We start from the raw sequence: 26,201 nt of genomic DNA on the forward strand, positions 1-26,201 counted from the left end.
GCCGCCGCCGTCGGCGCGGATGCGTCGAGCCGCCTCGACATACTCCGCCAGACCTTTGGCCCACAGCAGCCTCGCGGGCAGCAAGAAGCTGAACGGCGCGGCACGACCCGCCGCCTCCTCGACCGGCCTGAAGCGGTCCAGATCCACGCCCGATCCTGGCAGCAGACCAGCTTGCTGCTCCGTGACGATGCCGCCACCGACAAACAGCGCCCGGTCATCCGGGTTTTGAAGGAAGACGACGTGAGATTTCTTCAGCGCGAGTTTGTAGAGGTTCATCATCAGCCGAGTCAGCCATGTCTGACGCGTAAAGGCACTGCCGAGGCCGGCCACATTGTTGAGCGCGGGGATGCCGAGGGCGCGAGCAGCCAGGGAGCCATAGATGTTGGGCTTGGCGGTGAACGCCAGCAACGCGTCTGGCCGTATCTCGCGCAAGGCTCGATAAAAATCGACCAATAGCCTGGCATCGGCAAACGGCGACGTTCCGCGCGCGCTCATTCGAATTGGCCGAACGGAAACCCCTCGGCTTGCAAGCAGTTCGGCCCCGTCCCCGGCCGGCGAGACGACCACGATCCGGTATCCCTCCTGTTGAAGCGCGCCGATCAACCCCATCCGAAAATTCAGGATGTTCCACAGAGAATTGACCGCCAGCACGACCACCGGTTGGCGGGCATGTCCCGCTTGAGAAGGGCGGTGAATCACGGCGCCAGTGTCGGAGTGCCGACAGTCAATGATACCATTATTTCAAGTTGCGGCACTCGTTATCCTTCCGAAACGGTTTCGCTTACTATCAAAATTGCCGCTCCGAGCATTGGAGAAGGGCGTTAGCCTTCACTGTTGTATTTGTGCCGCTTCTGATTTATTTCGCATCTTCACCCAAATAGCGGAAACCTCTGTCATCGTTGTGCATTTCCGATAGTGTGGCCTTAACAGCTTTGCTGAATAGGCCAAGGGTTGTGACCAGGCGTAAAGGAGGCGTTCAATGCAATTGGGCTGTAATTCCAAGACGTTCGCAGGCGCTCTTTCGGCGCTGGCTTTGTGCATTAGCTCCACCGGTGCGATCGCCGCCTCACCTGTGCCCCAGACGGCCGTCAGCCCGTTTGTCGCCCTGAGCGCGCTTGGCTCCGGCGCCTCGGCATCCGCGCTGTGCGGCTCCGCGGCTGTAGCGCAGGGTGCGGGCCAGGGTTGCATCTTGCCGGGCGGCACCGCGGCCATGGCCGCGGCGGTGGTCCAGTCAGAGCCGGCTACGACGGAGTCGTACGCACCGGTTGGCGGCGCGTCCGTCTCGCCGTTGCTGCTGGCTCTGGCCGGCGTAGTTGCCGCCGTCGGGCTGTATTTTCTGGTGTTCCGCGGTAACGATAATTTCCGCATCATCTTCCCCCAAAGCCCGGCGTAAGACCCCGATAACCAAGGACAGGAACTTAAGGGCCGCGGTATGTGCGGCCCTTATTTTTGACTGCGAGCACGCTTACTGAGCCCCAAAGGAACCTCTGACATTCTGACGCATTGTCGGCGAGCAGGTTTGCCCTTAACATGGTGCTCGGTTTCGGCTACGGCGCCGCAGTCGCGTTAGTACAGGAGGCGTTCGATGCACTTGGCCAGTAATTACAGGAAGTTCTCCGGCGCGCTGGTCGCATTGGCGATGATCACAAGCTCGACCGGGGCTTTGGCCGCATCGACCCCCACCGTACAGTCTTCGGCAATCAGCCCAATGGTCGCGTTGAGCGCACTGGCATCCGACGCTTCGCGCGTCGCATTGTGTGGCGCCACCGCCGCCGCTGCTGCTGGGGCAGCCGCCGCACAGGCCGCGGGCCAGGGTTGTGTGCTGCCGGCCGTCGACCCGGCTGCGGCGCCGATCCCCGTCTCCGAAGCGCTGCCGCCACCGCCGGTCGCGCCGCCACCCGTGGCGCCGCTAGCCAGCGAGGGCTTCGGCATTTCGCCGTTGCTGCTCGGGCTGGTTGCGGTCGCCGCCGCCGCCGGCCTTTACTTCCTGCTGCACAAGAAGAAGACCACTAGCCCGGCCTAAGGGCTCGACTTTGGCAACTCCGGGTTAGCCGGACAAATGGCCGCATCTGCGGCCATTTGCTTGTCGGATGACCGCCGCCCAGGCTTAGCGCACAAAGAAATGGCCGCAGAGACTGCGGCCATTTCCGTTGAAACTCGCGTTCTGTGACGATCGCTAGCCGCGCTCGCCGCCCTTCGCCTGGACCGGGTTGGTCGACAAGGGCGTCCAACGCGACGCCACCTGGCAGCTGCTGGTCAGCGTTACCTGCTGTCCCGCCTGGAAGGCGGTCGAATATGGCCAACATTCACGGCCGGTCGAGGTTTGCAAGCACAGCTGACCGCCGGCTGCGGCCCACGTGCCTTGCACGACGGCGCCCGCTGGAGTGACAATCCTGGCGGCGCCGGCAGGGTCGAAATAGACCGTGTTGACGATGCCATTGGTTTCGACCTGGACCGATTGGCCAACGAGTTCGGACCCCGGAGTCCACTGCGCGTAAGCAGCCGTCAACGGCGTACCGAGGAGAACCGCACCATAGAACAGACCTGCAACAACGCCTTTTCTCATACTTTCCTCCTCGTTCGAACCAGAACCATATGCTTAATTTGGCACATGTGCGAGACGCAATGCATAACCGATTGTGTGCGCTAAGGTTGCAACGCCTTACGATCATTCAAAACCTGTGTTGCGGGGGTAACGATGGCGTCTGAACCTGCCCCCGGCTTGGCCCCGATAATCGTGCTGGTTCGCCCCCAGCTTGGGCAGAACATCGGCAAGGCAGCGCGCGCCATGCTCAATTTCGGCTTGACCGAGCTGCGCCAGGTCGCCCCGCGCGACGGCTGGCCTAACCCGGATGCCGGCCCGTCGGCCAGCGGTGCCGACATTGTTCTTGAACAAACTCGCGTGTTTTCGACCGTCGCTGACGCCGTCGCCGACTGTTCGCGGGTTTATGCGTCCACGGTGCGCCGCCGCGACCTCATGCTGCCCGTTTATACACCCGAGGAAATGGCCGATGAGCTGACCACGCCCGCCGGGCGATCAGCCATCTTGTTTGGCCCAGAGCGCGCGGGCCTCGAAACCGAAGAGGTCGCGCTCGCCAAAGCGATCGTCACCGTGCCGATCAACCCCGCATTCGCATCGCTAAACCTTGCCCAAGCCGTGATCCTTTTGGCTTACGAATGGTCGAAGCGAAGCGTTCTCGCCCAACCCCCCGCCAGGGAACTGGAAGCGCCGGCCCCGCAAAGCGACCTCGAAGGCCTGATCGATCAACTCAACCTGGCGTTGGACTCCAAAGGCTATTTCCATCCGCCGGCGCGGACCCAGGCGACCAAGAACACCTTGCGCACCATCTTCACCAAGACCGGCTGGTCGTCGCGCGAAGTGAAAGCGATTCGTGGCATCATTCGAAGTTTGTCGCGTTAAATCAGGGCATAGACTATTTCGATCAACGGATGGGAAAAGCGAGTTGCCCCCACCCCGTGCACAAAAATATAGTTTTCGTGATGGCGTTTTGGCTTAAGGAATTGTCGACATGCGTCCGGTTTTTGTAAGTCTTATCCTCGCGGTAGTCACTCCAGGACTGGCTTCATCAGCCTATGGGCAGGATGGCCCTGACATCGTCGTCAAAGGCAAACCTCAGAAGGCTGATAAGAAGATATGCAAAATCTTCGATGCTCCAACCGGCAGCCGCGTCGGCGGGGGGCGCATTTGTCGCCCGGCGACGGAGTGGAAGATTGATGAGGAGAGAGCCCAGCGCAATATGCAGAGCGAAAATCAGCGACTTCAGGCTGACAGAGCTATGACGGAAAATGAGAAGAATGCGCTTGCCGTACCGAGAGCGCATTAGGACTCTCGCCGCCGCATTCCAGCCCGCCGAGCGCATTGCGGCGATCCAAACCACCTTGCGGATAATCTTCACCAAGGCTGGCTCGTCGAGCCGAGAGGTCAAAGCGATCAGGGGCGTGTTAAGGCTCTGGCCTCTCCTCCTCGCCAGCGATGAATTGCCTTGTCACAGCCTCGGCGAGAAACGCGTCCAGCGCTATCAATTTTAAAATCGATCGAATTGTGGCATCGTCGGAGTGACCGGATTCGAAAGGGTGTCTTCAATGTTCATGATTTTGAATGTGCTTGCGGCAGTTGCGGCCGCCTCCCCGCAGACGACGCCGGCCGATACGACCGACAAAGATCCCGTCATTTGTGAAGGCCGTGAAGCGTCCGAAGTCGGCACGCATATAAAAGCCAAGCGCACGTGCCTGCGCAAGTCTCAATGGGAATATGTTCGTAACGATACGAAAAGAGAGCTCCGGTCAATCAACGACCGGGGCAGTATACCGACGCCGCCATCAGGTCGGTAGAGCAGCTCGCAGTGTAGGCAGGCTGGTCCCGCGGTCGCCGTGACCGGGTTGCGCTTGGCCGAGGTCTCGGCTAAGCGCCCCCTTTGCAATCGACCTCACACCCCGGTGAAGTGATGGTCCTGCCGATCGTTTCGGATCGGTGGCGCGGTCCGGGCTTTGACGACCACAAGCTGATTGGAATGAACGTTGAGCAAGCGCAGTCCCGCCAAGTATAAACTCGACCGCCGCATGGGCGAGAACGTCTTCGGACGCCCCAAGAGCCCGGTCAATCGCCGCGAATATGGCCCCGGCCAGCACGGCCAGCGCCGCAAGAGCAAAGTCAGCGATTTCGGCATTCAGCTGCGCGCCAAGCAGAAGCTCAAGGGCTATTACGGCGACGTCACCGAAAAGCAGTTCAAGCAGACCTTCCAGCAGGCCGAGCGGATGAAGGGCGACGCCAGCCAGAATTTGATCGGTCTGCTCGAGCGGCGACTCGACATGATCGTCTATCGCGCCAAATTCGCGCCGACCATCTGGGCCGCGCGCCAGCTGTGCAGCCACGGCCACATCCGGGTTAACGGCACCAAGTGCAACATTGCGTCGCGGCGCTGCGACGTCGGCGACGTCATCGAGCTTGGCCCCAAGGCGCAGGAAATGGCGCTGGTCATCGAGGCCCAGGGCCTGGCCGAGCGCGACGTGCCCGATTATGTCGTTCCGGACGGCACCGCGAAAGTCACCTACACCCGCGTGCCCAAGCTCGACGAAGTGCCCTATCCGGTGCGGATGGAGCCCAATCTGGTGGTCGAATTCTACTCGCGCTGATCGCTTTCGATCGCTCCGAGCAATGATGGGCGGCCTTCCGGGGCCGCCCTTTTCGCGTCAGTGACCGATCGTCCGGTCGAGCAACTGCCCGATCTTGGTCAGTAACTCCGTGCGCGCGCTCGAATCTTCGAGGCTGTGATACAGCCCTTTGAACTCGAGATATTCGACCTGTTTGCCAGCGCCGAGCAAAGCATCGGCCATGTCGCGCGAGTGATCAACGAAGACATTATTATCCTTGTCGCCATGGGCCAGGAGCACGGGCGCCTGAATGGCCGCGGCGTGCCGCAGTGGCGAACCTTCGTCGATATGCGGGCCCGAACCAACAATGTCGGCAACAATTTTGTCGGTGACGTAATAATTGGCATCGCGCTTAAGCTTGCCGAGATCGATGATCGGCGCAACGGCGACCACGGCCTTGTAAAGCGTCGGCTCGGTTACCGCCGACTGTAGGGCGGCGTACCCGCCATAAGACCAGCCAACGATAGCCAGCCGGTTGGGGTCGGCGATCCCCTGGCTCGACAGCCACCGCGCTGCCGCGGTCACGTCGCCGATCGAGGTTCGCCACGCCTTGAAGCCCTTTTCCCCCAGCCATGCATCGCCAAAACCGGCGGATCCCCGATAGTTTGGCTGGATCACGGCATAGCCGCGAGCGGCCAGGAATTGGGCCAGCCAATCGAAGCCCCATTCGTCGCGGGCGCTAGGGCCACCGTGGGGAAGGACGACCGCGGGAAGATTTTTGCCGCTGCTTCCAGGAGGAAGCGTCAGATAGGCCGGGATTTGCGCCCCGTCGGGCGCCGCATAAGTGATCGACTTGACCGTCGCGAGCGTGCGCTGAGCAAGTTGCGGGCGGGCCTGCAAGACCTCGCCGAGCGATTTCTTGGATTTGTCGAACAAATAATAATGCCCGGGGTCGGCGTCACTGCCGGCGAACAGCAAGACCTTGTTACCGTCGGCACTGGCGGTCACAAACTCGACGAGCGGCAGTTTAGGGATCGCCTTTGACAGCGACTTCGCCAACTTGTCGTAGGTCGGGTCGAAATAGACCGTCCGGCGGCGATCATCCACATAGGTGTAGCCGATGACGCGCTGGCCGCGGCCGATCCGGACGACATCGTCGATATCAACCTGCGAGTTGGCAGCCACCTGCTCGGTCGACAAACTTCCGTCCAATTTGACGCGGAACAACGCATAACGCCCGTTGAGCTTCTTGAGCGCATAGAGCGAGTCAATCGAGCTATCGATCGCCAGCGGCACGAAGTCGTCCTTCTGATAATCGACCAGCATTTGCCAATCCCGCGAGTTGGCCGTCCGATATTGATAGCGGACCCGCGCCGTCACACTTTCTCCGCGGGTGACTTCCGGGACGATCATGATCCGGACATGCCCGTTGCCGTCGCTCATAAAGCCGCCGGCGGTCTTATTGGGGCGTTCGATAATGTCCGCCTTCAAGCTGCGCGTGTCGATTATGACGACGCCCAGTCCATCGGCGCTCCGGACGATATTGGTGTCCATCTTGCCTTCTTCAGGGACGAAATCTCGGGTCATCATGACCGACCCGTTGTTGGCGGGCAGCCAGTCGATCACGGTCCCGTCAAACTGACGAATCCGGGCGTCAAAAGCGGAGCTACGCTGACCCAGCGCCTTGACGTTCGAGCCATCATTGCCAAGCGCGATCAAACGGCCAAATCCGAGCAAGTGACCGGCGTCGGCAACAACGGCAAAATATCGGCAAACCAGCCGGTCATTGCCAGCAAAGGCGCACCAGCTAAACGCCTCGGGGTCGGCGGTTGATCTGATGACCGGCTTGGCATCCCCGGTTGTAAGGTCGCCAACCAGCACGATCGACGCCCGGCCTGGACCCGGCCCAACATAGACGATGTGGTTGCCGTCGGGTGACAAATCCATGTTTTGCGCGGCCTCCCGCGCGCCGAAATCGGCGGCGTCGGTCGCCAGCGATGTCGATTGCGCCGAAGCGTGGCAGGCCATCAGCGCGAGCGCGGCGGCCGCGCCAGCGCACATCATCGATTTGAGCAATTTTCCCCCTTCCGAATCCGGCCCGGACAAATTGCAGCCCTTTCAGCCAATTACAAGCACGCTTGGCGCGGCTTCACGCGGCTGATAGGCGCGCCGACATGGTCCAGCCACCACCCCCCGAATGGGGCCCGCACGCAGCGGTGTGGATCGGTTTTCCGAGCGATCCCGAGCTGTGGCTGGAAGATTTGAGCGACGCCCAACGCGAAGTCGCGGCGTTTGCGGCGGCGGTCCACGCCGGTGGCCAGGGCGAAGCCGTGTGGCTGGTCGCGGCGCATGACGAGGCGGCGGCGGCGGCGCGTGACCTTGCCCCGTTCGCTAAGGTGATCGTCGAACCGTTCGGCGACATCTGGCTGCGCGACACCGGGCCGATAGTTACTGGCTCGGGCAAACAGCGCCGCGCCGCCGGCTTTGGCTTCAACGGCTGGGGCGGCAAATATGCGCTCGCGGGCGACGAGGACATCGGCGAACGGCTCGCCACCGCGGCCGGCCTAAATTATGCGAAGGCCGACTGGGTGCTCGAGGGCGGCGCGATCGACCAGGACGGCAGCGGCACCGTGCTGACCACCGAACAATGTCTGCTCAACCCCAATCGCAATCCAGCTCTATCGCGCGAGGACGTCGAGCAGCGGCTGGAGCGCAACCTCGGCTTTGAGCGCGTGGTCTGGCTCGGCGAGGGGCTGGCCAATGACCATACCGACGGCCACATCGACAATCTCGCCCGGTTCGTCGCCCCCGGCCGCGTCGCGATCCCGACCCCGGCCCAGGACGACCCCAACGCGGACGTCTACCGTGACGCCGCCAAGCGCCTACGCGCCGCCAGGCTCGACATCGTCAATCTGCCCTCGCCCGGCCGGATCGAGCGCGGCGGAGCGCTTATTCCAGCGAGCTACATGAATTTCTACATCGGCAATGCGGTGGTCGTAGTGCCGCAATATGGCGCCGCCAACGACCGCGGCGCGGTGACCGTGGTCCAGGCCCTATTCCCCGACCGCAAAGCCGTCGGCCTGCGCGCCGAACATATCCTCACCGGCGGCGGCAGCTTCCATTGCATCAGCCAGCAAGTGCCGGCGTGATCGTCATTGCGAGGAGCCACGGGCGACGCGGCAATCCAGCGCAAACAAAGAAACTGGATTGCTTCGCTTCGCTCGCAATGACGGATAAGAGCATGCGCCCATGACCAAGCTCACCGTCGCCGCGCTGCAGCTCGCTTTTGGCGACGACATCGACGCCAACATCCGCGCGGTGTCCGATCTGGTGCGCGAGGCCGCGGCCAAGGGCGCGCAGGTCGTGCTGCCCCCCGAACTGTTCGAAGGCCCCTATTTCTGCCGCACCGAAAACGAAACGCAGTTTGCCGGCGCGCGGGCGACCGCCGAGCACCCGTCGGTGCTGGCGATGCAAACGCTCGCCGCCGAGCTCAAGATTTGGATCCCGACCAGTTTCTTCGAAGCCGACGGCCCGCATTTTTACAACAGCCTCGCCATGGTCGGCCCCGACGGCCAGGTCGCCGGCGTCTATCGCAAAAGCCACATCCCTGACGGCCCCGGTTATCAGGAAAAATTCTATTTCCGCCCCGGCAACACCGGCTTCAAGGTCTGGCCTAGTGCTGGCACCACGTTGGGCGTCGGGATTTGCTGGGACCAATGGTATCCGGAAACCGCGCGGGCGATGATGCTGATGGGCGCCGAAGTGCTGTTCTACCCGACCGCGATCGGCACCGAGCCGCACGACCCCGACCTCGATACGTCGCGGCTATGGCGGCGGGCGATGATCGGCCATGCGGTCTCGAACGTCGTCCCGATCGTCGCCGCCAACCGCATCGGCACCGAAGGCGGCCAGCGCTTCTACGGCCACAGTTTTATTTGTGACGAGCGGGGCGACATGCTGGCCGAATTCGGTGCCGAGGAGACAGGCGTGCTGGTCGCGACGCTCGACCTTGCCGCCGCCAAAAAACACCGCGCCGCGTTCGGTTTCTTCCGCGATAGGAGGCCGGAGCTCTACGGACGACTGGTGGAGGACGTCTAGAGCTTACTTGTCGGGCTTTGGCGCGGACAGCCTTTCCCAAACCGGCCATTCCTCGACGATGCGATCGCCCTGAAAGCGACTGATATTCAGTCCCAGCAACTGCACAACTGCGCCTGATTCGCTAGAAACCCCGCGCGCGATCATCCGGGTTACGACGCGGTCGCCCACGGCAACTTGATCCTCGATTGAGAATTGCATTGCGGGGTAGGCCAGCCTGAATGCAGCAATGCGCTGCCGCAGTCCGTTCAGGTCCCGATCGCCGGAGGCCGCGTGGCCGATATAGCCCGGGCCAATGACTTCGCCAAGCTCATCGAGCGCCCCAGTCTGCCAGATCCGCAGATAGTGCTGGGCAATTCGTTTGTTCGCCTCCGGACTAACCAGGCACGGATCCGAAACCGGGCTGGACGGCAGTTGCGCGCCGGTGGCCGAAACCCGTGCCTGACTGGCGGACGCAAACACCATGGCAATCATCAAGAATAGCGACTTGAGCAAAGGTTTCATCTGCACTTCCCCATCCAAACTCGCGCGCACCGATGGCTAAGACTGTAATTTCAACTTTAAGCGGCGCTGGTTCGCAATATGTCAAAAGCCCGCTCGAACACGCTTTCGAACATCGCTGCATCCAGCCGCCGCGTGTTCTGGTTGTAGCGCGAGCAGTGGTAGCTATCGATCAGGCGCAGCCCGCCGGGCAGTGGATGCTCCGCGCCGTGCGCGAACCTGGCTTTGGCGAGCGGCACGGCGAAGCTTCGGCACAGGCTGTCGTGGGCGATTTTGCCCAGCGCGATGAAAGTGGTGAGATTGGGCAGGTTGGCGATCGCTTCCATCAGGAACGGGCGGCAGTTGGTTTCCTCTACCGGCAGCGGCTTGTTCCCTGGCGGCAGGCATTTGACCGCGTTGAGGATGATCGCGCCCTTCAACCGCAGCCCGTCCGCCGGGTCGGCGCCATAATCGCCTTCGGACAGACCAAATTTTGCCAGCGTCGCGTAAAGTAGCTCGCCGGCATAATCGCCGGTGAACGGGCGGCCGGTGCGGTTGGCCCCGTGCTTGCCGGGGGCAAGGCCGACGATGGCCAGCCACGCCTGGGGGTCGCCGAATGCCGGCACTGGCGCGTTCCACCAGTCGGGATGCTCGGCGCGGCAGTCGAGGCGGAACCGCACCAGCCGCGGACACAAGGGACAATCGCGCGGCGCTTCGGCCTGCGGGATCGGCGATAGGTCGGCGGGTTGTAGCATCCCCTGTCATTGCGAGAAGCGAAGCGCCGAAGCAATCCAGTCCTTCCGCCGCTGGATTGCTTCGCTACGCTCGCAATGACAGGGGAGCCGTGTGACCCACCTCTACGCCATTGGCATCGGTTCCAACCGTCGGCACGGCCGCTTTGGCCGCCCCGCGGGCGTGGTCGAAGCGGCGATCGCGCGGCTGGACCAAGACTTCGGCCTGTTCGACGCTTCGCCGATCGTCCTCAATCCGGCCCACGGCGGCGCCGGACGCGAGTTCGCCAACGCAGTCGCGCTGGTTGAAAGCGACCTCGAACCGCCGGCGATGCTCGGCGAATTGAAGGCCATCGAACGCGAATATGGCCGGCGTGGCGGGCGGCGCTGGGGGTGCCGAGTCCTCGATCTCGACCTCGTCGCGTGGAGCGGCGGCCAATGGCGCTCGCGCCGCCTCACCGTCCCCCACCCCTCGCTCGAGAAACGCAGCTTCGTCCTCGGGCCGTTGGCCGCCATCGCTCCCAACTGGCCGGTGCGGGGCGCGCTAGCCGCCCGCCATCTCGCCCATCGCCTTGCCCGCCGCGCGCCACGCGGCTAACCGGCGCAAGCGTCACAATGTGTGGGCCCTTAGCTCAGTTGGTAGAGCAACTGACTTTTAATCAGTAGGTCGCTGGTTCGAATCCAGCAGGGCTCACCAGTTTGCGTTGAGGCGGTCGCTCGCGGACCGCGAAGTGGAGAGTGTACGTATGCTGCGGCGCGCCGGAGGTCGTCGGGAATCGCCGCTGGCCGACATGCGCCGCCGGATTCTGCCGTTCGTGCCATTGGTGGCGGGTTTAGGCCTGCTGGCGAGCCTGCTCGAGGGCGCCGGCATTGGCTTGCTGGTCCCGCTGCTGGCGCTGATGCTGGACGAAACGGCGTCCACGAACATGCCCGGGCCATTGCGGGCAGCGGCGACATTGTTCAGCGGCGTCAGTCTCCAGCAACGCACCATCCTGTTCGGCGCCGCGATCATTGGCCTGATCTTGCTGAAGAATGTCGTCCAGGCCGCCAATGACTGCCTGCTGGTATCCCTCAAAGCGCGCATCGGACGGGATCTTCGCAACGGCCTGGCCAAAAGCCTGTTGTCCGTCGATTACCCATTTTTCCTCGCGCAGGACACCGCGCGGCTCACCCGGATCGTGTCGACGGACAGCTGGTTCGTCATCGAGGCAGCAGCTGCCGCGCTGGCGGTGATCCCCGCCGTGACGGCCCTCGTCGTCTTTAGCGTTCTGCTAGCGCTGCTCAATCTCAAGCTGTTCTTGCTCGTACTCGTCGGCGCCGCCGTCGTTCTGGGAACGGTCTATCTGTTCGAGCGGCGACAGCGGCGGTTTAGCCATGAATTTACGGCGAGCAGCCAGCTTCTCTGGCAACGCCATTTGACGCTGCTCCAGGCACCTCGCACCATTCGCCTGTTCGGCCAGCAACGACGCGAACAGCAGCGCGCGGCGGACGCGATCGAGCGCCTGTGGCAGAGCCTGCGGGCGACGAGTTACGTCAACGCCATCGTCAATCCGACGGTGGATGCCTTGATTGCCCTGGTGTTCCTGACCCTGCTGCTGGTCGGGTTTTGGAGCGGGATGACGGTTCCGGCGATCACCGCTTTCCTGTTGCTGCTGACCCGGGCTCAGCCGCATGCGAAAACCATCAGCCGGGCGCGGATCGGGATTGCCGCATACGAAGGGTCGATGCGCGAAGTTGACTGGCTGCTGTCGCAGGATGTGCCGGCCGCGGCGGCGCCGGACCACGACCTGCGACTGGACCGCCCGATCGCGTTCGACAATGTCAGTTTTGCTTATCCCAACGGCACCCGCGCGCTCGACCAAGCCACGCTGACGATCGCGCCGGGCGCCACCACGGCGCTGTTGGGTAAGTCCGGATCGGGCAAGACGACCCTGGTCAATTTGCTGTGCCGGCTGATCGAGCCGCAAGCGGGCGAAATCCGTCTCGGCGATGCGCCCATCGGACCGATTGATTCCGCCAGCTGGCGGCGACGGATCGCGGTGGCCGGCCAGGACAGCGACCTGGTCAACGGCACCGTTGCCGAAAACATCGCTTACGGCCGGCCCGAAGCCACCGCCGCCGAAATCGAAGCGGTCGCCCGCGCGGCTGGCGCGGAGACCTTCATCGCCGCTTTGCCCCAGGGCTTCGATACGCCGGTCGGCTCGCAGGGTCTCAACCTGTCGGGTGGCCAGCGGCAGCGCATCGGGGTCGCCCGGGCATTGCTGCTCAACCCGGATCTGTTGATCTTCGACGAAGCGACCAACGCGGTCGATGCCCTGTCCGACATGGAGATTGTCAAACTAGCGACCGAACATCGCCATTTCCAAACCCTGCTGATTATCAGTCATCGCAAGACAACCATCGCCGCCTGCCAGCACGGCATCGTCCTCCACGACGGCAAAATCGTCGAAGCCGGGCCGCTGTCCGACCTGGCTTACTTCCGCAGCATGGCCGGCCGTGCGGACGGATGACCGACCTCATCTATGATATCGGCATGCACGAAGGAGAAGACAGCAAATTCTATCTCCTCAAGGGCTTTCGGGTGGTCGCGGTCGAGGCGGACCCGGTGCTGTGCCATGCCGCCGCCGAGCACTTGCGCGAATTCACCGCGACCGGACAGCTGACCATCGTCAACCGGGCAATCGCGCCCGCGCCCGGACAAGTGACCTTCTATCGCAGCGCCAGGTCCGGCTGGAGCACCGTGGTCAGCCAATGGAACGAGGATAATGCGGCACGCGGAGTCCCATCCGAGGCGATTGCGGTCGAGGCGATTACGCTTGCCGAGCTCGTTCGGGATAATGGCGACGCCTTTTACATGAAGATCGACATCGAGGGCATGGATCGGACGGCCCTGCAATCGCTGGTCACAAGCCCGAGCCGCCCGCAGTACTTATCGATGGAAACCAGTTTTTCCCGCAACCCGACCTTCGCCGCCGTCAAAGCAGACTTCGAAGCCCTGGCAGAACTCGGCTACGACCGATTCAAGATCATCGACCAACGGGCGGTCCCCGAGCAGACGCCGCCTGCCCCGGCATCGGCGGGTCGCTATGTGCCCTATCGTTTCGACAACGGCGAGAGCGGCCTGTTTGGCGAGGAAAGCAGCGGTGACTGGCTGACGAGGGACGAGGCGCTGACGGCATTCCGTCGCCTGATCCGGAACAAATGGGTCCAGGTGCTGCTCTATCGACGATTGCGACTCTACCTTTATTACACCGCGATCATTCATCGCTTAAGCGGCAGGTATCCGAACCTTGGCTGGTACGATCTTCATGCAAAGCACTCGACCGTCGTATAGCCGCGGATCGCGGCAAGTCGACGCGAAGCGCGCCCTGCCACTCAGTCCGTCGGTATCGATCGTCATTCCGACATTCCAGCGGCGGGATGTGGTGAGCGACGCGGTCCGCGCCCTGGGCGAGATCGACTATGCCGGACCGGTCGAGATCATCGTCGTGGTCGACGGATCGACCGACGGCACGGCGCAGGCCCTTGACGCCATCGATTGCCCATTGCCCTTGACGATCGTGGAGCAAGTTCGCGGCGGCGCCGCCAGTGCCCGCAATCGCGGTGCGGCGGTCGCCGTGAACGACATCATCCTGTTTCTCGACGACGACATGATCGCCGAGCCCAAACTCCTCGACGAGCACGCCCGACTGCATCGGGATGGAGCGGACGCGGTCATCGGCGACACCCCGATTCACCCGGCCTCCCCCGCCGGCTTCCTGCCGGAGAGCGTCGCGCGGTGGATCGCATCGACCAGCGTCAAGTCGCCGCTCTCCCCGTTCGACGTGTTCAGCGGGCAACTCTCGGTGCGCCGCGCGGTATTCGAGGCGCTCGAGGGGTTCGACACAGCTTTCACGAGCGCGGCAGCCTTCGGCAACGAGGACGCCGATTTCGGCGTCAGGCTGCTCGCGCGATACGACGTTCGCCACAACCCGGCAGCGATCAGCCACCAATATTATGTGGTGACACCGAGTCAGTTCATGGAGCGGGCCCGCCGTGCGGTTGCGGCCGATCTCCACTTCGTTCGCAAGCACCCGCAACTCGCAAGAGAGCTGTTCGAGAGGAAGGGGCTATCGCGGCCCCTCGCGCGCTTCGTCTATCGGCCGCTGGCCCGCGTGCCAATGCTGCCGGAGATGATTGCCCGATTGGCCGTATGGGTCGCCGATGTCGCGCTCAAGACGCCGTTCCGGTCAAACCGAATCATCGCCCGCTTCTTTTCGGGCGCGCGCTCGCTGGCTTATTGGTCGGCGCTGCGCACCAGCAATTGGCTGCCGTTTTCCGACCAGCTTCTGGTCCTGTGCTATCACGCGATCGAGGATCAATCCGACGATCCTGTCCTGGCGCCTTATGGCGTGCCACCGGGGCTTTTTGCGAAACAGCTGGATTGGCTCACTCGGCGCGGATTCACCTTCATCACGCCAGCGCATCTCGCCGCTTACATCGACGCAAATGCGCCGCTGCCGCGTCGCCCGGTCCTGCTGACCTTCGACGATGGCTATGGCGACCTGGTCGACCTGGCGCGGGACGTGTTGCGACCGCGCGGGATCGAGGCGCTGGCTTTCGTCGTCACGGGTTCGGCATCGGGCACCAACGAATGGGACCAAGCCTACGGCGCGCAAACCATCCGCCTGCTGTCCGCGGACGAACGCATCAACCTTGCGGCCATGGGTATCGAAGTCGGTTCACACTCGCGCACGCATCGTGAGATGCCGTTGCTCGACGGAACGGAGCAGGTGGATGAAGTGGCCAACTCCGCCAACGATCTCGTCGCCTCGGGCCTGCCGCGGCCGCGATTTTTCGCCTACCCGTTCGGGTTCAACGACGAGAGCAGCAACGAGGCGGTGCGGAAAGCCGGCTATTGCGCGGCCTTCGGTTGCCGCGCCGATTGGGTCAAACGCGACAGCGACCTGTTTGCCCTTCCGAGAGTTATCATCCTGGCGTCAGATCGCGGCTGGCGGTTCGGGATGAAAATTCAGGCGCCGCGCCTGTTCGCTAAGCTGGTGTGGCTGCGCCAGGGAATCGCAAACAAGGTCCGTAAGATTGGGAGCCGTGGCCGTGACGCTGACTAAGGCCTGGCGCGAATTGCATCGATCGCGGTTCCAGGAGCTGCTAATCGATTGCGGCAATCGGCACGACCCCGGTGTGATCTACAGCGAGGACCTCCGCGACTGGTCCGACAAAGCGACGACGCCCGACCAGGCGAGGATGGAACGCTATATCGACCGCTACGACCTGCGGCAGGCGCGCATCCTCCATGTCGGGATCGGCAATTCGGGCTTCGCCAAGCGATTTCACGCGCGGGTCAAGGCCATCGTCGGGACGACCATCGACGAACCCGAAATGAAGGTGGCGCGCGCGCTTGGGCTGCCGAACTATCGCTTCGTCGTCCACAACAAATACTCGGGCCAGGACGACGTGGTCGAAGGGCCGTTCGACTTCATTCTCGACAACAACCCAACAAGCCCGTGCTGCTGCGTTCGGCATCTTGCCGACCTGTTTGAATTCTATCTGAAGAAGCTGGCACCGGGCGGGCAGATCGTCACCGACCGCCTGGGGCTCGGGTGGGTTCCGGCCGACAGCAACCCGCGCTGGAGTTTCGATTTCGACGATCTCGCCGCCATCGGCGCGGCTGCGGGGCTCGCTGCCTTTCCAATGAACCGCAGCGTCTACGCGTTGTCGCGATCGACGCCGCTCGCACCCGACCTCGTTTCGCGATCGCGCCACGTCGGTCGGCGCATCGCAACGGCGCCGGGGCGGATCGTCAGGACTGGGCCGAGCGGGCTGGCGAGAATTGCCCGCAAGTCGATCAAATGGGCCCTGGCCGCAACCGTCCCCTGGGCACTGCCGGCGCGGTACCGATCGAACAAGACGCGTAGACCGATGAAGCCAGCTCACGCCCCACCGCGTCTGCCCAACCTGTTCATCGTTGGCGCGCCCAAGTGCGGGACCACGGCCTGGGCCGAATATCTCGGCGCGCACCCGGACATCTTTTTCCCCGCCCACAAGGACCAATGCTTTTTCGCACTCGACCTGCCAAACTTCCAGCTGACGCGCACCGAGGCGGATTATGCGGAGTTGTTTGCGGAGAGTGGCAACGCCAGGGTCATCGGTGAAGCGTCGGCCATGTACCTCTTTTCGGCGGCTGCCGCTGGGGCAATCCACAACCACGACCCCGCGTCCAAAATCCTCATTTTCCTGCGCGAGCAGGAAGATTTTTTGCCGTCGCTGCACAATCAGTTCCTCCGCGAATTCGCCGAGGAGATTGAGGATTTAGAGACTGTGTGGAGGCTATCTGGCCAACGCCCGCCGTCCACCATTCCAACCACCTGTCTCGAACCCCGGACGCTTGATTATGCGGCGATGGGCCGCTTCCGCGAACAGGTTGAACGATATCTGGCCGCTTTCCCGGCGGATCAGTTGCGGGTGATCTGGTTCAGCGACTGGATCGCCGATCCCCGCGCCACTTATCTTGCGATCCTCAATTTCCTCGCGCTAGACGACGACGGGCGCACCGCATTCCCGCCGATCAACCCGGGGATGACCTACCGGTCGAGGAAGCTGGCGCGGTTCATTATTCGCCCGCCGACCTTTGTCCGACGCGTTGCGCGCCAGATGAGGAAGCTCTCGCTCGGCCGACGAATTGACCGAGCAGTGAGAACGGCCGGATTCTTGTCGGCGCCCGGATATAGGACCGAGATCAGCCCCGAGCTACGTAACCAGATCAAGCGCTATTATGCCGAGGATAACCAGCTGCTGAACGAGCGCCTCCGGCGCGCCCAGCCGCCGTCAAGCCAATGGAGAACTGGAATGGCATCGACTCAATCCGACTTCTGAATTAGTTCTACCTTTTGTAGCTATAGTGCTGAATCACAGATGTTTGTAACCTCGACCCCCAGGGTCAGCGTGATCATGCCTGTCCACAACGCACTGCCGTACCTCGATGCGGCGGTGGAAAGCATTCTTAGCCAAACATTCAGCGATTTCGAATTCGTCATTTTGGACGATGCCTCCACCGATGGCTCGACCCAGCGTTTGCACCATTGGGCCTCTCGAGATGCTCGCATTCGGCTGTTGCATGAGGATCGAAATTTAGGCCCGGCGCGAAGCTCCGAACGGGTAGCGCGCGCCGCCTCCGCCCCAATCGTCGCGCGCATGGACGCGGACGACATTTCATTTCCACAACGTCTCGCCGATCAGCTTGCGGTACTGGATCGATATCCCGCCGTTGGGGTGGTTGGAGGTCTATTCGACATCATCGACGCCAACGGCCGCATTGTCAGAGGGCCCGAGCTGTGGCGCGTGCGGCAGCCGGCCTCCGTCCCGCCATTCGGCAATGGGCCACTGACCTATCGACGCGAAGTCTTCGACCAGGTCGGCGGCTATCGCGAGGAATGTGAATTCTGGGAGGATAACGACCTTATCCTGCGCATGGCGGCGGTCACGAAAATCATGGTCTTGCCCTACTCCGTGTATCAAGTTCGACAAGCCGGGATCAGCAATCGCCTGTCATCCGAGCAGCAACGCGTCGAGCGCGCTGTGGATCTGATGTATCGGGCGCGGACGCGTCTCGACCAAGGCCTGACCTATGACGACCTCCTCCGCTCGAGCCTGAAGGACGACCGTAAGGTCAGTCCCCAGGTATTCGTTTCTCTTGGCTCGATCGTGCTTTGGGCGGGCGGAAGGCCGCGTCTGTTCAAGCGCTTATTGTCTCGGGGTGAACTTGGATTCGATCGCCGTTCGCTCACCGCGCTCGTGTGGACGGCTTGGGGGACGGTGGAACCTCGTTCGCTGCGCGCTTTTATCCGACTGCTCCTGCTTGGACGAAAGCTTCGAACAAGGCTCGTAATGCGCATCGATGGACCGGTATTATGGCCCATGCTGCGGAGCCACAGACCAATACCTGCCTTATCGTCCCAGCCGGGGCGTACGCGCAAAGCATTCGACGCCGCCTACGCGGTCGAGCCAGCCGAAGCACTGTCGCCAACCAGCCGGCGGACCTTGAAATAGGCCGGCGATTTGATCCGTCAGTGCGCTGGCTTTTCGTGGCGCTCGTGTTGCTAACTGCGGGGTGCGCGACCGTCGGCACCGCTAAACCGCCAGCCGCCCAGGCGGGTGTCGCTTTCGATCGCAACGGCGAACGCGGCAGTTTCGCCGACGGGTTCGCTGAACCATCGACCGGCCGCATGGTGACCGCCGACGACCCGGTGCGTGTCGCCTCGCTCAGCAAGCTGGTGGTTGCGATCGGGGTTATGAAGCTTGTCGAGGCGGGCAAGCTCGATCTCGATGGCGACGTCTCGACCTGGCTCGGCTGGCGCTTGCGCAACCCGGCTTTCCCTGACCGGCCGGTGAGCCTCCGGATGCTGCTGTCGCACACCAGCTCGGTGCGTGATCATGACGACCAATATGCGATCCCGCTCGACGGCCTGGTGCGGACGGCGATTGCGGACGCGACGTCGTGGGACGCCGCGCACGGTCCGGTCGAAAACTATTTCGCTTATGCCAACATGAACTTCCCGATTGTCGCGTCGATCGTCGAGCGGGTCACCGGCGAGCGGTTCGACCGCTGGATGCGCGCCGAGGTGCTCAATCCGATGGCGCTTGATGCCTGCTACAATTGGCCAACCTGCAGCGACGAGGCGGTCGCCCTCGCCGTGGTTCTGACCCAGGACGGCCAGGCAGTGAAAGACGATCTTGGCGGCCGCCGCCCGACCTGCCCGGTATCGCCCTCGGCCGACGGCGGTTGCGACCTTTGGTTATGGCGGGCCGGCGACAATGGCGCCATGTTCGCGCCGCAAGGTGGGCTGCGGATTTCGGCGCGCGGGCTCGCCCGGGTCGGCCGGATGCTCCTTAACGGCGGCATGCTGGACGGCGGTCGTATGCTCAGCCCGCAATCGGTCGACATGCTCTTGACGCCGGTGTGGCGGTTCGATGGCCACAACGGCGACACCGATCACGGCTTTTATTGCAGCTTTGGTCTGGCCAGCCAGCAAATCCCGACCAGCGGGGCCGGTTGCAACGACGATCCGATTGGTGACGGGGTCGTGCGTGTCGGCCATGGCGGCGACGCCTACGGCTTGCGTTCTGGGATTTGGATCGACCGCGCGACGGGCACCGGCGTCGCGTTTTTCGTCACCGGCCTACCTGCGGACCCGCCCCGCGGCAGAAGCGCTTTCCGCGCCGCCGAGGAAGCCACGTTCAAGCGAACATTGGCGCTACTCGCCCGCTAGCGGGAGGCCATTCGCGTGTCATCGATGCTGCTATGTTGCGGGACCACCAGCCTGAGCTGTTTCCGCGCGAAGTCGATCGAGAATTTGTTGAATGCCTGCATCGCATTCATGCCGAGCAGGACGGTCGGCTTGTTTTCCATGTCGAGACTGCGGAAGATCGCGGCGTCGGCGAACAGGACGACTAGATCCCGCATCTCGACGTCACCAATCTTGACGCTTCTCATCCGGAAAGCATCTCCCGCCAGTTTCTGTCCGGTGACCGAGGTCATTTCGATCCGCTCTCCCTCGCCGAGCTTCTTGCGCGCCTCGAGCTTGGCCCGCAGCGCCGGGTTGCCCATCGTGATCTCGGAACCGGTATCCAGAATGACCGTAATCGGCAGGCCGTTGACGGTCGCGGTGGTGACGATCAGATGGCCGCGCTTCAGATTGCCGCGCACGACGATGGTGCCTTCTTCGTCGCGCTCTTGCCTTTGAGCCGACGGCACGATCGAGATCACTCGCGACCGGAAATCGAACATCACCCTTTGTGATCGCAATGAATCGACGCCAAGGATTCCGTCGGCGCCCATGTTGATCGCCTCGAGCAAAGGCGCTTCGACGCTGCGCGTGCGCGACGGGCTGATTTCAAGGCTCGGGATGGTCGCGGTTCTGACCGGCGACGTTCCGGTGATGCTGTGGAGCGTCGCCATCGGGCCATCAACCAGCCCCAGCTGGGCCGCAATCGCCGTCGAAACGGCAGTCCGGTCCGCGCCGGTGTCGACCAGAAAACGATAGGGGCCTTTCCCGCCGAGGCGCACGGGCACCGTCATTCGGTCGTTGCGATCAATCTTGAAGGCGATGTCCTGCGTGGTTGTCGTCCGGTCGACCTCAACCGGGGCCTGGATTGCATCCACCACCGTGATCTGCGGTTCGGCCGCGGCCGGTGCCGCCAGAACCATCGCAATCAAGAATTTGGCACTCAGAGATAGTCGCATCACGTCATCCCCTCGCCAGCACGATACGCCGGTCGGCGGCGCGGTTCAACGAAGGGCTTCAATACGGTGTGATATACATCGAACTGGTAATGTCTCGCACGGTAGGGCGGTCAAAAGTAGTCGCAGTCGCACGTCGTAAAAAGGTTCTACCGTGGAAGATAAGCCGATCAATACGACGCTGTATTCACTCGACGATTCTCCCCCTTCCGCACCGACTGAACGCCGCGAGGGCGATCGGACCCTGACATTGTTGCGGGTTGGCTCGCTGATTATTGGCGGGCGCCGCGAGCTGTGCTTGATCAAGAACATTTCAGCCGGCGGGATGCTGGTCAAAGCCTATTGCCCCGTCCCGGCCGGCACCCGCTTGTCCATCGAGCTCAAATGCGGCGACGCTGTCCGCGGCACCGCGCGCTGGATCACCGGCGACACGGTCGGCGTGGAATTTGACGAATTGGTCGATGTCGTCGCGCTTCTGGCGTCCTCGATGGCGGGGCCCAGACCAAGAATGCCGCGCGTCGAAATCGATTGTGTCGCCTGGATTCGCGAAGGCGCGGAAACGCGTCGGGTCGGCACGCTTGACGTCTCCCAGGGCGGCCTCAAATTTGCCAGCACCACAGCATTCTCAATCGGCGGGCATGTTATCGTGACCTTGTCTGGATTGCCGCCGTTTGCCGGCATTGTCCGGTGGCAGAATGCCGACTGTTTCGGGGTGACGTTCAATAAGGTGCTGCCGCTGCCGATGCTGGTCAGCTGGCTCCACGAGCAGCGCGAACGCCTGCGCGCCGCCGGCTAGATTCGAGGTAAGGCCTTATTCGCCCAGCGTATTGCGCGATGGAGTCCACGCCCAACTTTCGGCCAGTCGACGCTCGTCGGCCGACAGCTTGCGAACCGCCAGGCCGTCGCGCCGGAAAATCAATGGCGCCCGATACCTGGGGCTGGGAATATTGCGGAGCACGTCTTCCTGCGGGATCGGTTCCCGGAAAGCCACGCCCGCTTGCTTGCCAAGCACCCAGGCAACACGACTGCTGACGCTGAGTTCGTTGCGACGGAACAGAACTTCCGATCCCTCGACCGGCAGCCCATTGCCCTCGATCAGCGCCCCTTCCGTCGACAGATTGCGCAATTTGACCGGGATCACCGCCCCTAGCGCCTCGATCGAGGCGGCAAGAAGTACGTTCGAGCGGCGCGTTTGGCGATTTTGCGTGATGCTGCTCTGGTTCATGGGGCAATCGTAACGGACGATAGTAAAACTCTGTTTAACGCGGTTTGCGAGAGTAGTTCAGCAGCAACATCAGGTTGTTGGCGGGCATTTCGCGCGTTTCAGCCAGGGCGAAACCACGTTTTGTGGCTTCCTTGGCGAAGTTTTCGACCAGGCGCAGGCCCCAATTCGGGTCCCGCCGTTTAAGATCTTCATCGAATGCCAAATTGCTGGGCGTGGCGGCGACTCCCTGCTGGAGCCACGGCCCGTAGAGAATCAACGGACCGTTGTTTGGCAGCAGCCGCGCCGCACCGTCGAGCAACCCCAGCGCCGATGACCAGGGGCTGATATGCACCATGTTGATGCTGAGCACTGCGTCGGCCTGTTCGATCGGCCAGTCGGGCTTGCTTGCATCAAGGACAAGTGGGGCGCGAATGTTCGGATATTCCGACGCCGCGCGCCACGCGGCGATGGAAGACAGCGCATCCGGGTGAACATCGCTCGGCTGCCAGTCGAGCGCCGGGAAGCGTTCGGCGAAAAACACCGCATGCTCACCGGTGCCGCTGGCGATTTCGAGCACCAGGCCGTTATCCGGCAGCCAATCAGCCAGGACCTCGGCGATCGGTTCGCGGTTGCGCAAGGCGGCAGGAGCTGAACGGCGGGCAATGTTTGCCGTCGGCGCCTCGTAGAATCGCGGCCCTTCGGTCACTTCGCCGCCTGCGCCGGATCGGGCTCGCGATAGGTAAGGATCGGCTGGCGCGCGGCCAGGGTCTCGTCGAGCCGGCGGCGGGGAGCGAAGATCGGCGCGGCCTTGAGGGCTGGATCGCCGGCCTTCGCCCGTTCGGCGATGGCCCGCATGGCGGCGATGAACTGGTCGAGCGCCGCCTTGGATTCGGTCTCGGTCGGTTCGACCAGCATCGCGCCGTGGACGACCAAAGGAAAATACATGGTCATCGGGTGGAAGCCCTCGTCGATCAAAGCCTTTGCCAATTCGATGGTGCTGAACCCGTCGGCAAAGCCGCGGTCGGAGAAGATGGCTTCGTGCATGCACGGCCCCGAGCCCGCGAACGGCGCGTCGAGCACGTCGGCGAGGCTGCGGAGGACGTAATTGGCGTTGAGCACCGCATCCTCGGCGACTTGCCGCAAGCCATCGGCGCCGTGGCTCAGCATATAAGCGGCAGCGCGCGTGAACATGCCCATCTGGCCGTGGAAGGCGACCATCCGGCCGAAGCTGCGGCCATGATGCTCACCAGCTGTTTCTTCTTCGACCAGCTCGAACCGGTCGCCGGCTTTCTCGATGAAGGGCAGCGGCGCGAACGGCGTCAGCGCCGCCGACAGCACGACCGGGCCCGAGCCCGGACCGCCGCCGCCGTGCGGGGTCGAGAAGGTCTTGTGGAGGTTGATGTGCATGGCATCGATGCCAAGGTCGCCCGGGCGAACCTTGCCGACGATCGCGTTGAAATTGGCGCCGTCGCAATACACCAAAGCACCGGCCGCATGGACCGCTTCGGAGATGGCGATCATGTCCGGCTCGAACAGCCCGCAAGTGTTGGGGTTGGTGATCATCAGCGCGGCGACGTCGGGGCCGAGACGGGCTTTCAGCGCATCACGATCGACTCTTCCCGCCGCGTTCGCCGGGATGTTCTCGACGCGATAGCCGGCGAAGGCCGCCGTCGCGGGATTGGTGCCGTGGGCACTCTCGGGCACCAGCACCACTTGGCGCGCATCACCGCGCGCTTCGAGCGCGGCGCGAATGGCGAGCAAGCCACACAGCTCGCCGTGCGCCCCGGCCTTGGGGCTCATCGCCACCGAATGCATGCCGGTCAGCGTAATCAGCCAGTGGCCGACAAGGTCGATCAGCTCGAGCGCGCCCTGAACCGTGTCGACCGGTTGCAGCGGGTGGATGTCGGCAAAGCCGGGCAGCCGCGCGACTTTCTCGTTCAAGCGCGGATTGTGCTTCATGGTGCATGACCCGAGCGGGAACAGCCCGAGGTCGATCGCGTAATTCTGGCGGCTCAGCCGCGTGTAGTGGCGCACCGTTTCCGGTTCGGACAGGCCGGCGAGGCCGATCGGCGCGCTGCGCTCGAGGCCGCCGAGGCGGCTCGTCAACAATGCTAGGTCAGTGAAGTCCACACCAGTCTGATCGATGCTGCCGATCTCGAACAGCAACGGCTCCTCAAGCATCAGCCCGCGGTTGCCAGTCACCGTGCCAGTTTGCCCTTGTTCGGTGGCCGGGGTCGAGGGCCGCCATCCCGACGGGTTGACGGTCATCGGACGAGCTCCCTGAGAGCCGCCTCGAAGGCGTCGATGTCCGCGTCGGTGACGGTTTCCGTAACCGCGACGACCAGCCCGTTTTCAAGCGTCTCGGCGCCTGGATAGAGCCGGCCGAGCGACACACCGCCGAGGATGCCGCGGTCGGCCATGTCGCGCACTGCCGGCCGCGCCTCGACCGGTAACCGCAGCGTGAACTCGTTGAAGAAACTGTCGTTGACCAAGCTTACGCCTGGAATCGCCGACAGTCTCTCGGCGACATTGACCGCGCGGGCGTGATTGATCGTCGCGAGCTGTCTCAACCCCTTCTCGCCCAAGAGGCTCATGTGGACCGAGAAAGCGAGCGCGCAGAGGCCCGAATTGGTGCAGATGTTCGACGTCGCTTTCTCGCGCCGGATATGCTGTTCGCGGGTAGACAGCGTCAGCACGAAGCCGCGCCGCCCTTCCGCATCGACGGTCTCGCCCGCCAGCCGCCCCGGCATCTGGCGGACAGGCTTCTCTCGGCACGCGAACAGGCCGACGTAAGGTCCACCGAAATGCAGCCCGACGCCGATCGACTGGCCCTCGCCGACGACGATGTCAGCGCCCATCTCGCCCGGCGATTTGATCAGCCCCAGCGCGACCGGCTCGGTGACCACGGCGATCAGCAATGCGCCCGCCGCGTGCGCCGCCTCGGCAATCGGCGCCAGGTCGGTGATGCGGCCGAGGATGTCGGGATATTGCACGACCACCGCGCTGGTTTCGCCGTCGATGCCGGCGATCAGCCGCTGGGCGTCGGTCTCGGCGGCGAGCTCGGGCAGCGCGGTGTCGAGCACATCGCCAGTGAACCGCGCCATGGTCCTGGCGACGTTGACATAATGCGGGTGCAGTCCCGACGAGATCAATGCCTTGGTCCGCCGCGTAATCCGCCGCGCCATGCCGATTGCTTCCCAGCAAGCGGTCGAGCCGTCGTACATCGACGCATTGGCGACTTCGCAGCCATAGAGCCGCGCGACCTGGGTCTGGAATTCGAACAAGACCTGCAGCGTGCCTTGCGCGATCTCGGGCTGGTAGGGCGTGTAGCTGGTCAGAAACTCGCCGCGCTGGATGATGTGGTCGACGCTGGCCGGCACATGGTGCCGATAGGCGCCGCAGCCGAGGAAGAACGGCGCCTCGCCAGCGACGAGATTCTTGCGCGACAAAGCGGTCAGTTGCCGCTCGACCGACAGCTCGCTGGCATGGTCCGGCAGGCCCTGGATGCTCTCCTTGAGCCGTGCCGCTGCGGGCACGTCGCGGAACAGTTCGTCCACCGAACCGGCGCCGATTGTGGCCAGCATGGCATGGCGGTCGGCATCGCTGAGCGGCAAATAACGCATCAAACAGGCTTTCTCATGATAAAGCGGAGGCGGACGTAGTCGGCGATGTTCGAGCCGATGTGGTCGGCGACCGCGGCGCCAATGGCGGCGCGCTCACCTTCAGGCACTTGCGCCCGGTCGAGCCAGCCTTTGCGAAAGGTCGTCACCCAGGCGGCGATGCCATGATCGATCAGCGTCGGCCGCTCGATCAGCCGCGCGTCGATTTGCTCGAAGCCCGCGGCGCCATAAGCCAAGGCAAATTCATCGGGCGACGCGTACCAGTTGCTGGCCTCGAGCGGCGGCACATAGCCACGCCTGATCAGCTCATTGTCGAGCGCCTCGCGCAGTCGCACGAGATTGCCCTCGCCGCCCATTTCGCCGGCAAACCGCCCGCCGGGCTTCAATGCCCGGAAGATCGCCAGCGCGGCCCGCTCCTTCTCCAGCACCCAGTGCAGGGTTGCATTGGAGAAGGCCGCGTCGAACTCATTCGCAAACGCCATGGCGGCCGCGTCCATCAGCATTGCATCGATGCCCGCCGCAAGCGCCGCCGCGATCATCTCGGGCGAATTGTCGATCCCCAGTACGGTCGCGCCGCGGTCGGCGATCATCCTGGTCAGCGTCCCCTCGCCGCAGCCAATGTCGAGAATGCGCTCGCCCGACTTGGGGTCGAGCAAATCGAGCGCCGCACCACCAAGCGCGGCAACGAACGCGCCGACCTTAGCATAGTCGGCGGCGTCCCA

At 63.3% G+C, this 26,201-nt stretch carries 28 protein-coding genes and 1 tRNA gene; 16 read left to right on the top strand and 13 right to left on the bottom strand.

Annotated elements, in window-relative coordinates:
- Positions 1–699: glycosyltransferase (locus RMO25_RS13390; RefSeq protein ID WP_309663100.1), on the bottom strand; the 699-nt coding region annotated here is incomplete at its 3' end.
- 373 nt (positions 700–1,072) lie between these two features.
- On the opposite strand from RMO25_RS13390, the gene RMO25_RS13395 reads away from it, so the two are divergent.
- The gene (locus RMO25_RS13395) at positions 1,073–1,393 is read left to right on the top strand and encodes a hypothetical protein (protein ID WP_309663101.1); all 321 of its coding nucleotides are present in this window, start codon (positions 1,073–1,075) and stop codon (positions 1,391–1,393) included.
- Positions 1,394–1,602: 209 nt separating this feature from the next.
- On the opposite strand, the gene RMO25_RS13400 is transcribed toward RMO25_RS13395, so the two are convergent.
- Positions 1,603–1,767 (bottom strand): hypothetical protein, encoded by a 165-nt coding sequence (locus tag RMO25_RS13400; RefSeq protein ID WP_309663102.1) that lies wholly within the window; start codon positions 1,765–1,767, stop codon positions 1,603–1,605.
- On the opposite strand from RMO25_RS13400, the gene RMO25_RS13405 reads away from it, so the two are divergent.
- Positions 1,754–2,023: a hypothetical protein gene (locus RMO25_RS13405; protein ID WP_309663103.1), complete on the top strand. Its 270-nt coding sequence runs from the start codon at positions 1,754–1,756 to the stop codon at positions 2,021–2,023. The genes RMO25_RS13400 and RMO25_RS13405 overlap by 14 nt on opposite strands.
- Before the next feature lie 153 nt (positions 2,024–2,176).
- Here RMO25_RS13405 and RMO25_RS13410 read toward each other — a convergent pair whose 3' ends face one another.
- Positions 2,177–2,566 carry a hypothetical protein gene (locus tag RMO25_RS13410; RefSeq protein ID WP_309663104.1) on the bottom strand — a complete coding sequence of 130 codons (390 nt, stop codon included), beginning with the start codon at positions 2,564–2,566 and terminating at the stop codon, positions 2,177–2,179.
- 156 nt (positions 2,567–2,722) lie between these two features.
- Here RMO25_RS13410 and RMO25_RS13415 point away from each other — a divergent pair, with 156 nt between their 5' ends.
- The gene (locus RMO25_RS13415; RefSeq protein ID WP_309663105.1) at positions 2,723–3,421 is read left to right on the top strand and encodes an RNA methyltransferase; all 699 of its coding nucleotides are present in this window, start codon (positions 2,723–2,725) and stop codon (positions 3,419–3,421) included.
- Between the two features lie 166 nt (positions 3,422–3,587).
- On the opposite strand, the gene RMO25_RS13420 is transcribed toward RMO25_RS13415, so the two are convergent.
- Positions 3,588–3,917, bottom strand: coding sequence for a hypothetical protein (locus RMO25_RS13420; RefSeq protein ID WP_309663106.1), 330 nt, complete (start codon positions 3,915–3,917; stop codon positions 3,588–3,590).
- Between the two features lie 187 nt (positions 3,918–4,104).
- On the opposite strand from RMO25_RS13420, the gene RMO25_RS13425 reads away from it, so the two are divergent.
- Complete coding sequence (locus RMO25_RS13425; protein ID WP_309663107.1) at positions 4,105–4,353, top strand: hypothetical protein; 249 nt, start codon at positions 4,105–4,107, stop codon at positions 4,351–4,353.
- Positions 4,354–4,539: 186 nt separating this feature from the next.
- Positions 4,540–5,154, top strand: coding sequence for a 30S ribosomal protein S4 (gene rpsD / locus RMO25_RS13430; RefSeq protein WP_309663108.1), 615 nt, complete (start codon positions 4,540–4,542; stop codon positions 5,152–5,154).
- 57 nt (positions 5,155–5,211) lie between these two features.
- Here rpsD and RMO25_RS13435 read toward each other — a convergent pair whose 3' ends face one another.
- Positions 5,212–7,188, bottom strand: a complete 1,977-nt coding sequence (locus RMO25_RS13435; protein ID WP_309663109.1) for a S9 family peptidase — start codon at positions 7,186–7,188, stop codon at positions 5,212–5,214.
- Positions 7,189–7,286: 98 nt separating this feature from the next.
- On the opposite strand from RMO25_RS13435, the gene RMO25_RS13440 reads away from it, so the two are divergent.
- Both RMO25_RS13440 and aguB read left to right on the top strand, forming a co-directional pair.
- A complete protein-coding gene (locus RMO25_RS13440) occupies positions 7,287–8,261 on the top strand; it encodes an agmatine deiminase family protein (protein ID WP_309663110.1) in 975 nt (324 codons plus the stop codon).
- A gap of 100 nt (positions 8,262–8,361) precedes the next feature.
- Positions 8,362–9,210, top strand: a complete 849-nt coding sequence (gene aguB, locus RMO25_RS13445; protein ID WP_309663111.1) for an N-carbamoylputrescine amidase — start codon at positions 8,362–8,364, stop codon at positions 9,208–9,210.
- 3 nt (positions 9,211–9,213) lie between these two features.
- On the opposite strand, the gene RMO25_RS13450 is transcribed toward aguB, so the two are convergent.
- On the bottom strand, positions 9,214–9,711 hold the full coding sequence (locus RMO25_RS13450; RefSeq protein ID WP_309663112.1) for an ester cyclase: 498 nt from the start codon (positions 9,709–9,711) through the stop codon (positions 9,214–9,216).
- A 56-nt stretch (positions 9,712–9,767) separates the two neighbouring features.
- On the bottom strand, positions 9,768–10,442 hold the full coding sequence (locus RMO25_RS13455; RefSeq protein WP_309663113.1) for a uracil-DNA glycosylase: 675 nt from the start codon (positions 10,440–10,442) through the stop codon (positions 9,768–9,770).
- A gap of 91 nt (positions 10,443–10,533) precedes the next feature.
- Between RMO25_RS13455 and folK the strand changes: the two genes are divergently transcribed.
- The 8 genes from folK to RMO25_RS13495 all read left to right on the top strand — a co-directional run bounded on the left by folK (position 10,534) and on the right by RMO25_RS13495 (position 19,684).
- Entirely contained in the window at positions 10,534–11,016 is a 483-nt protein-coding gene (folK, locus tag RMO25_RS13460) for a 2-amino-4-hydroxy-6-hydroxymethyldihydropteridine diphosphokinase (protein ID WP_309663114.1), read from the top strand.
- 23 nt (positions 11,017–11,039) lie between these two features.
- Positions 11,040–11,115: transfer RNA gene (locus RMO25_RS13465), tRNA-Lys, on the top strand.
- A gap of 94 nt (positions 11,116–11,209) precedes the next feature.
- Complete coding sequence (locus RMO25_RS13470) at positions 11,210–12,928, top strand: ABC transporter ATP-binding protein (protein ID WP_309663115.1); 1,719 nt, start codon at positions 11,210–11,212, stop codon at positions 12,926–12,928.
- Positions 12,925–13,752, top strand: a complete 828-nt coding sequence (locus RMO25_RS13475) for an FkbM family methyltransferase (protein ID WP_309663116.1) — start codon at positions 12,925–12,927, stop codon at positions 13,750–13,752. The genes RMO25_RS13470 and RMO25_RS13475 overlap by 4 nt, the downstream gene beginning before the upstream one ends.
- On the top strand, positions 13,727–15,526 hold the full coding sequence (locus tag RMO25_RS13480; RefSeq protein ID WP_309663117.1) for a glycosyltransferase: 1,800 nt from the start codon (positions 13,727–13,729) through the stop codon (positions 15,524–15,526). Before RMO25_RS13475 ends, RMO25_RS13480 begins: the two co-directional genes overlap by 26 nt.
- Complete coding sequence (locus RMO25_RS13485; protein ID WP_309663118.1) at positions 15,513–17,291, top strand: sulfotransferase domain-containing protein; 1,779 nt, start codon at positions 15,513–15,515, stop codon at positions 17,289–17,291. Before RMO25_RS13480 ends, RMO25_RS13485 begins: the two co-directional genes overlap by 14 nt.
- Before the next feature lie 69 nt (positions 17,292–17,360).
- Positions 17,361–18,464 carry a glycosyltransferase family A protein gene (locus tag RMO25_RS13490; protein WP_309663119.1) on the top strand — a complete coding sequence of 368 codons (1,104 nt, stop codon included), beginning with the start codon at positions 17,361–17,363 and terminating at the stop codon, positions 18,462–18,464.
- 20 nt (positions 18,465–18,484) lie between these two features.
- Complete coding sequence (locus RMO25_RS13495; RefSeq protein WP_309663120.1) at positions 18,485–19,684, top strand: serine hydrolase; 1,200 nt, start codon at positions 18,485–18,487, stop codon at positions 19,682–19,684.
- Here the strand turns inward: RMO25_RS13495 and RMO25_RS13500 are convergent.
- Positions 19,681–20,622 carry a retroviral-like aspartic protease family protein gene (locus tag RMO25_RS13500; RefSeq protein ID WP_309663134.1) on the bottom strand — a complete coding sequence of 314 codons (942 nt, stop codon included), beginning with the start codon at positions 20,620–20,622 and terminating at the stop codon, positions 19,681–19,683. The two genes, RMO25_RS13495 and RMO25_RS13500, sit on opposite strands and share 4 nt — an antisense overlap.
- Before the next feature lie 187 nt (positions 20,623–20,809).
- On the opposite strand from RMO25_RS13500, the gene RMO25_RS13505 reads away from it, so the two are divergent.
- Positions 20,810–21,451: a PilZ domain-containing protein gene (locus tag RMO25_RS13505; RefSeq protein ID WP_309663121.1), complete on the top strand. Its 642-nt coding sequence runs from the start codon at positions 20,810–20,812 to the stop codon at positions 21,449–21,451.
- 15 nt (positions 21,452–21,466) lie between these two features.
- On the opposite strand, the gene RMO25_RS13510 is transcribed toward RMO25_RS13505, so the two are convergent.
- Genes RMO25_RS13510 through RMO25_RS13530 form a run of 5 tightly spaced genes read right to left on the bottom strand, consistent with a single transcriptional unit; the run spans position 21,467 to position 26,135 of the window.
- Positions 21,467–21,880, bottom strand: a complete 414-nt coding sequence (locus tag RMO25_RS13510) for a PilZ domain-containing protein (RefSeq protein WP_309663122.1) — start codon at positions 21,878–21,880, stop codon at positions 21,467–21,469.
- A 34-nt stretch (positions 21,881–21,914) separates the two neighbouring features.
- Positions 21,915–22,565: a DUF938 domain-containing protein gene (locus RMO25_RS13515; protein WP_309663123.1), complete on the bottom strand. Its 651-nt coding sequence runs from the start codon at positions 22,563–22,565 to the stop codon at positions 21,915–21,917.
- Positions 22,562–24,127, bottom strand: a complete 1,566-nt coding sequence (gcvPB, locus tag RMO25_RS13520) for an aminomethyl-transferring glycine dehydrogenase subunit GcvPB (protein WP_309663124.1) — start codon at positions 24,125–24,127, stop codon at positions 22,562–22,564. Before gcvPB ends, RMO25_RS13515 begins: the two co-directional genes overlap by 4 nt.
- Positions 24,124–25,482: an aminomethyl-transferring glycine dehydrogenase subunit GcvPA gene (gene gcvPA, locus RMO25_RS13525; RefSeq protein ID WP_309663125.1), complete on the bottom strand. Its 1,359-nt coding sequence runs from the start codon at positions 25,480–25,482 to the stop codon at positions 24,124–24,126. Before gcvPA ends, gcvPB begins: the two co-directional genes overlap by 4 nt.
- A complete protein-coding gene (locus tag RMO25_RS13530) occupies positions 25,482–26,135 on the bottom strand; it encodes a class I SAM-dependent methyltransferase (protein WP_309663126.1) in 654 nt (217 codons plus the stop codon). The genes gcvPA and RMO25_RS13530 overlap by 1 nt, the downstream gene beginning before the upstream one ends.
- Positions 26,136–26,201: the final 66 nt, after the last annotated feature.

This window comes from Sphingomonas sp., from assembly GCF_031361285.1.
Classification (GTDB): Bacteria; Pseudomonadota; Alphaproteobacteria; order Sphingomonadales; family Sphingomonadaceae; genus Sphingomicrobium.

Bases quoted from the DNA above. Each gene is read 5' to 3' on its own strand.
- RMO25_RS13410 (WP_309663104.1), bottom strand. From the start codon at position 2,566: ATGAGAAAAGGCGTTGTTGCAGGTCTGTTCTATGGTGCGGTTCTCCTC.
- RMO25_RS13425 (WP_309663107.1), top strand. From the start codon at position 4,105: ATGTTCATGATTTTGAATGTGCTTGCGGCAGTTGCGGCCGCCTCCCCG.
- RMO25_RS13440 (WP_309663110.1), top strand. From the start codon at position 7,287: ATGGTCCAGCCACCACCCCCCGAATGGGGCCCGCACGCAGCGGTGTGG.
- aguB (WP_309663111.1), top strand. From the start codon at position 8,362: ATGACCAAGCTCACCGTCGCCGCGCTGCAGCTCGCTTTTGGCGACGAC.
- RMO25_RS13450 (WP_309663112.1), bottom strand. From the start codon at position 9,711: ATGAAACCTTTGCTCAAGTCGCTATTCTTGATGATTGCCATGGTGTTT.
- RMO25_RS13455 (WP_309663113.1), bottom strand. From the start codon at position 10,442: ATGCTACAACCCGCCGACCTATCGCCGATCCCGCAGGCCGAAGCGCCG.
- RMO25_RS13470 (WP_309663115.1), top strand. From the start codon at position 11,210: ATGCGCCGCCGGATTCTGCCGTTCGTGCCATTGGTGGCGGGTTTAGGC.
- RMO25_RS13475 (WP_309663116.1), top strand. From the start codon at position 12,925: ATGACCGACCTCATCTATGATATCGGCATGCACGAAGGAGAAGACAGC.
- RMO25_RS13480 (WP_309663117.1), top strand. From the start codon at position 13,727: ATGCAAAGCACTCGACCGTCGTATAGCCGCGGATCGCGGCAAGTCGAC.
- RMO25_RS13500 (WP_309663134.1), bottom strand. From the start codon at position 20,622: ATGGTTCTGGCGGCACCGGCCGCGGCCGAACCGCAGATCACGGTGGTG.
- RMO25_RS13510 (WP_309663122.1), bottom strand. From the start codon at position 21,880: ATGAACCAGAGCAGCATCACGCAAAATCGCCAAACGCGCCGCTCGAAC.
- gcvPB (WP_309663124.1), bottom strand. From the start codon at position 24,127: ATGACCGTCAACCCGTCGGGATGGCGGCCCTCGACCCCGGCCACCGAA.
- gcvPA (WP_309663125.1), bottom strand. From the start codon at position 25,482: ATGCGTTATTTGCCGCTCAGCGATGCCGACCGCCATGCCATGCTGGCC.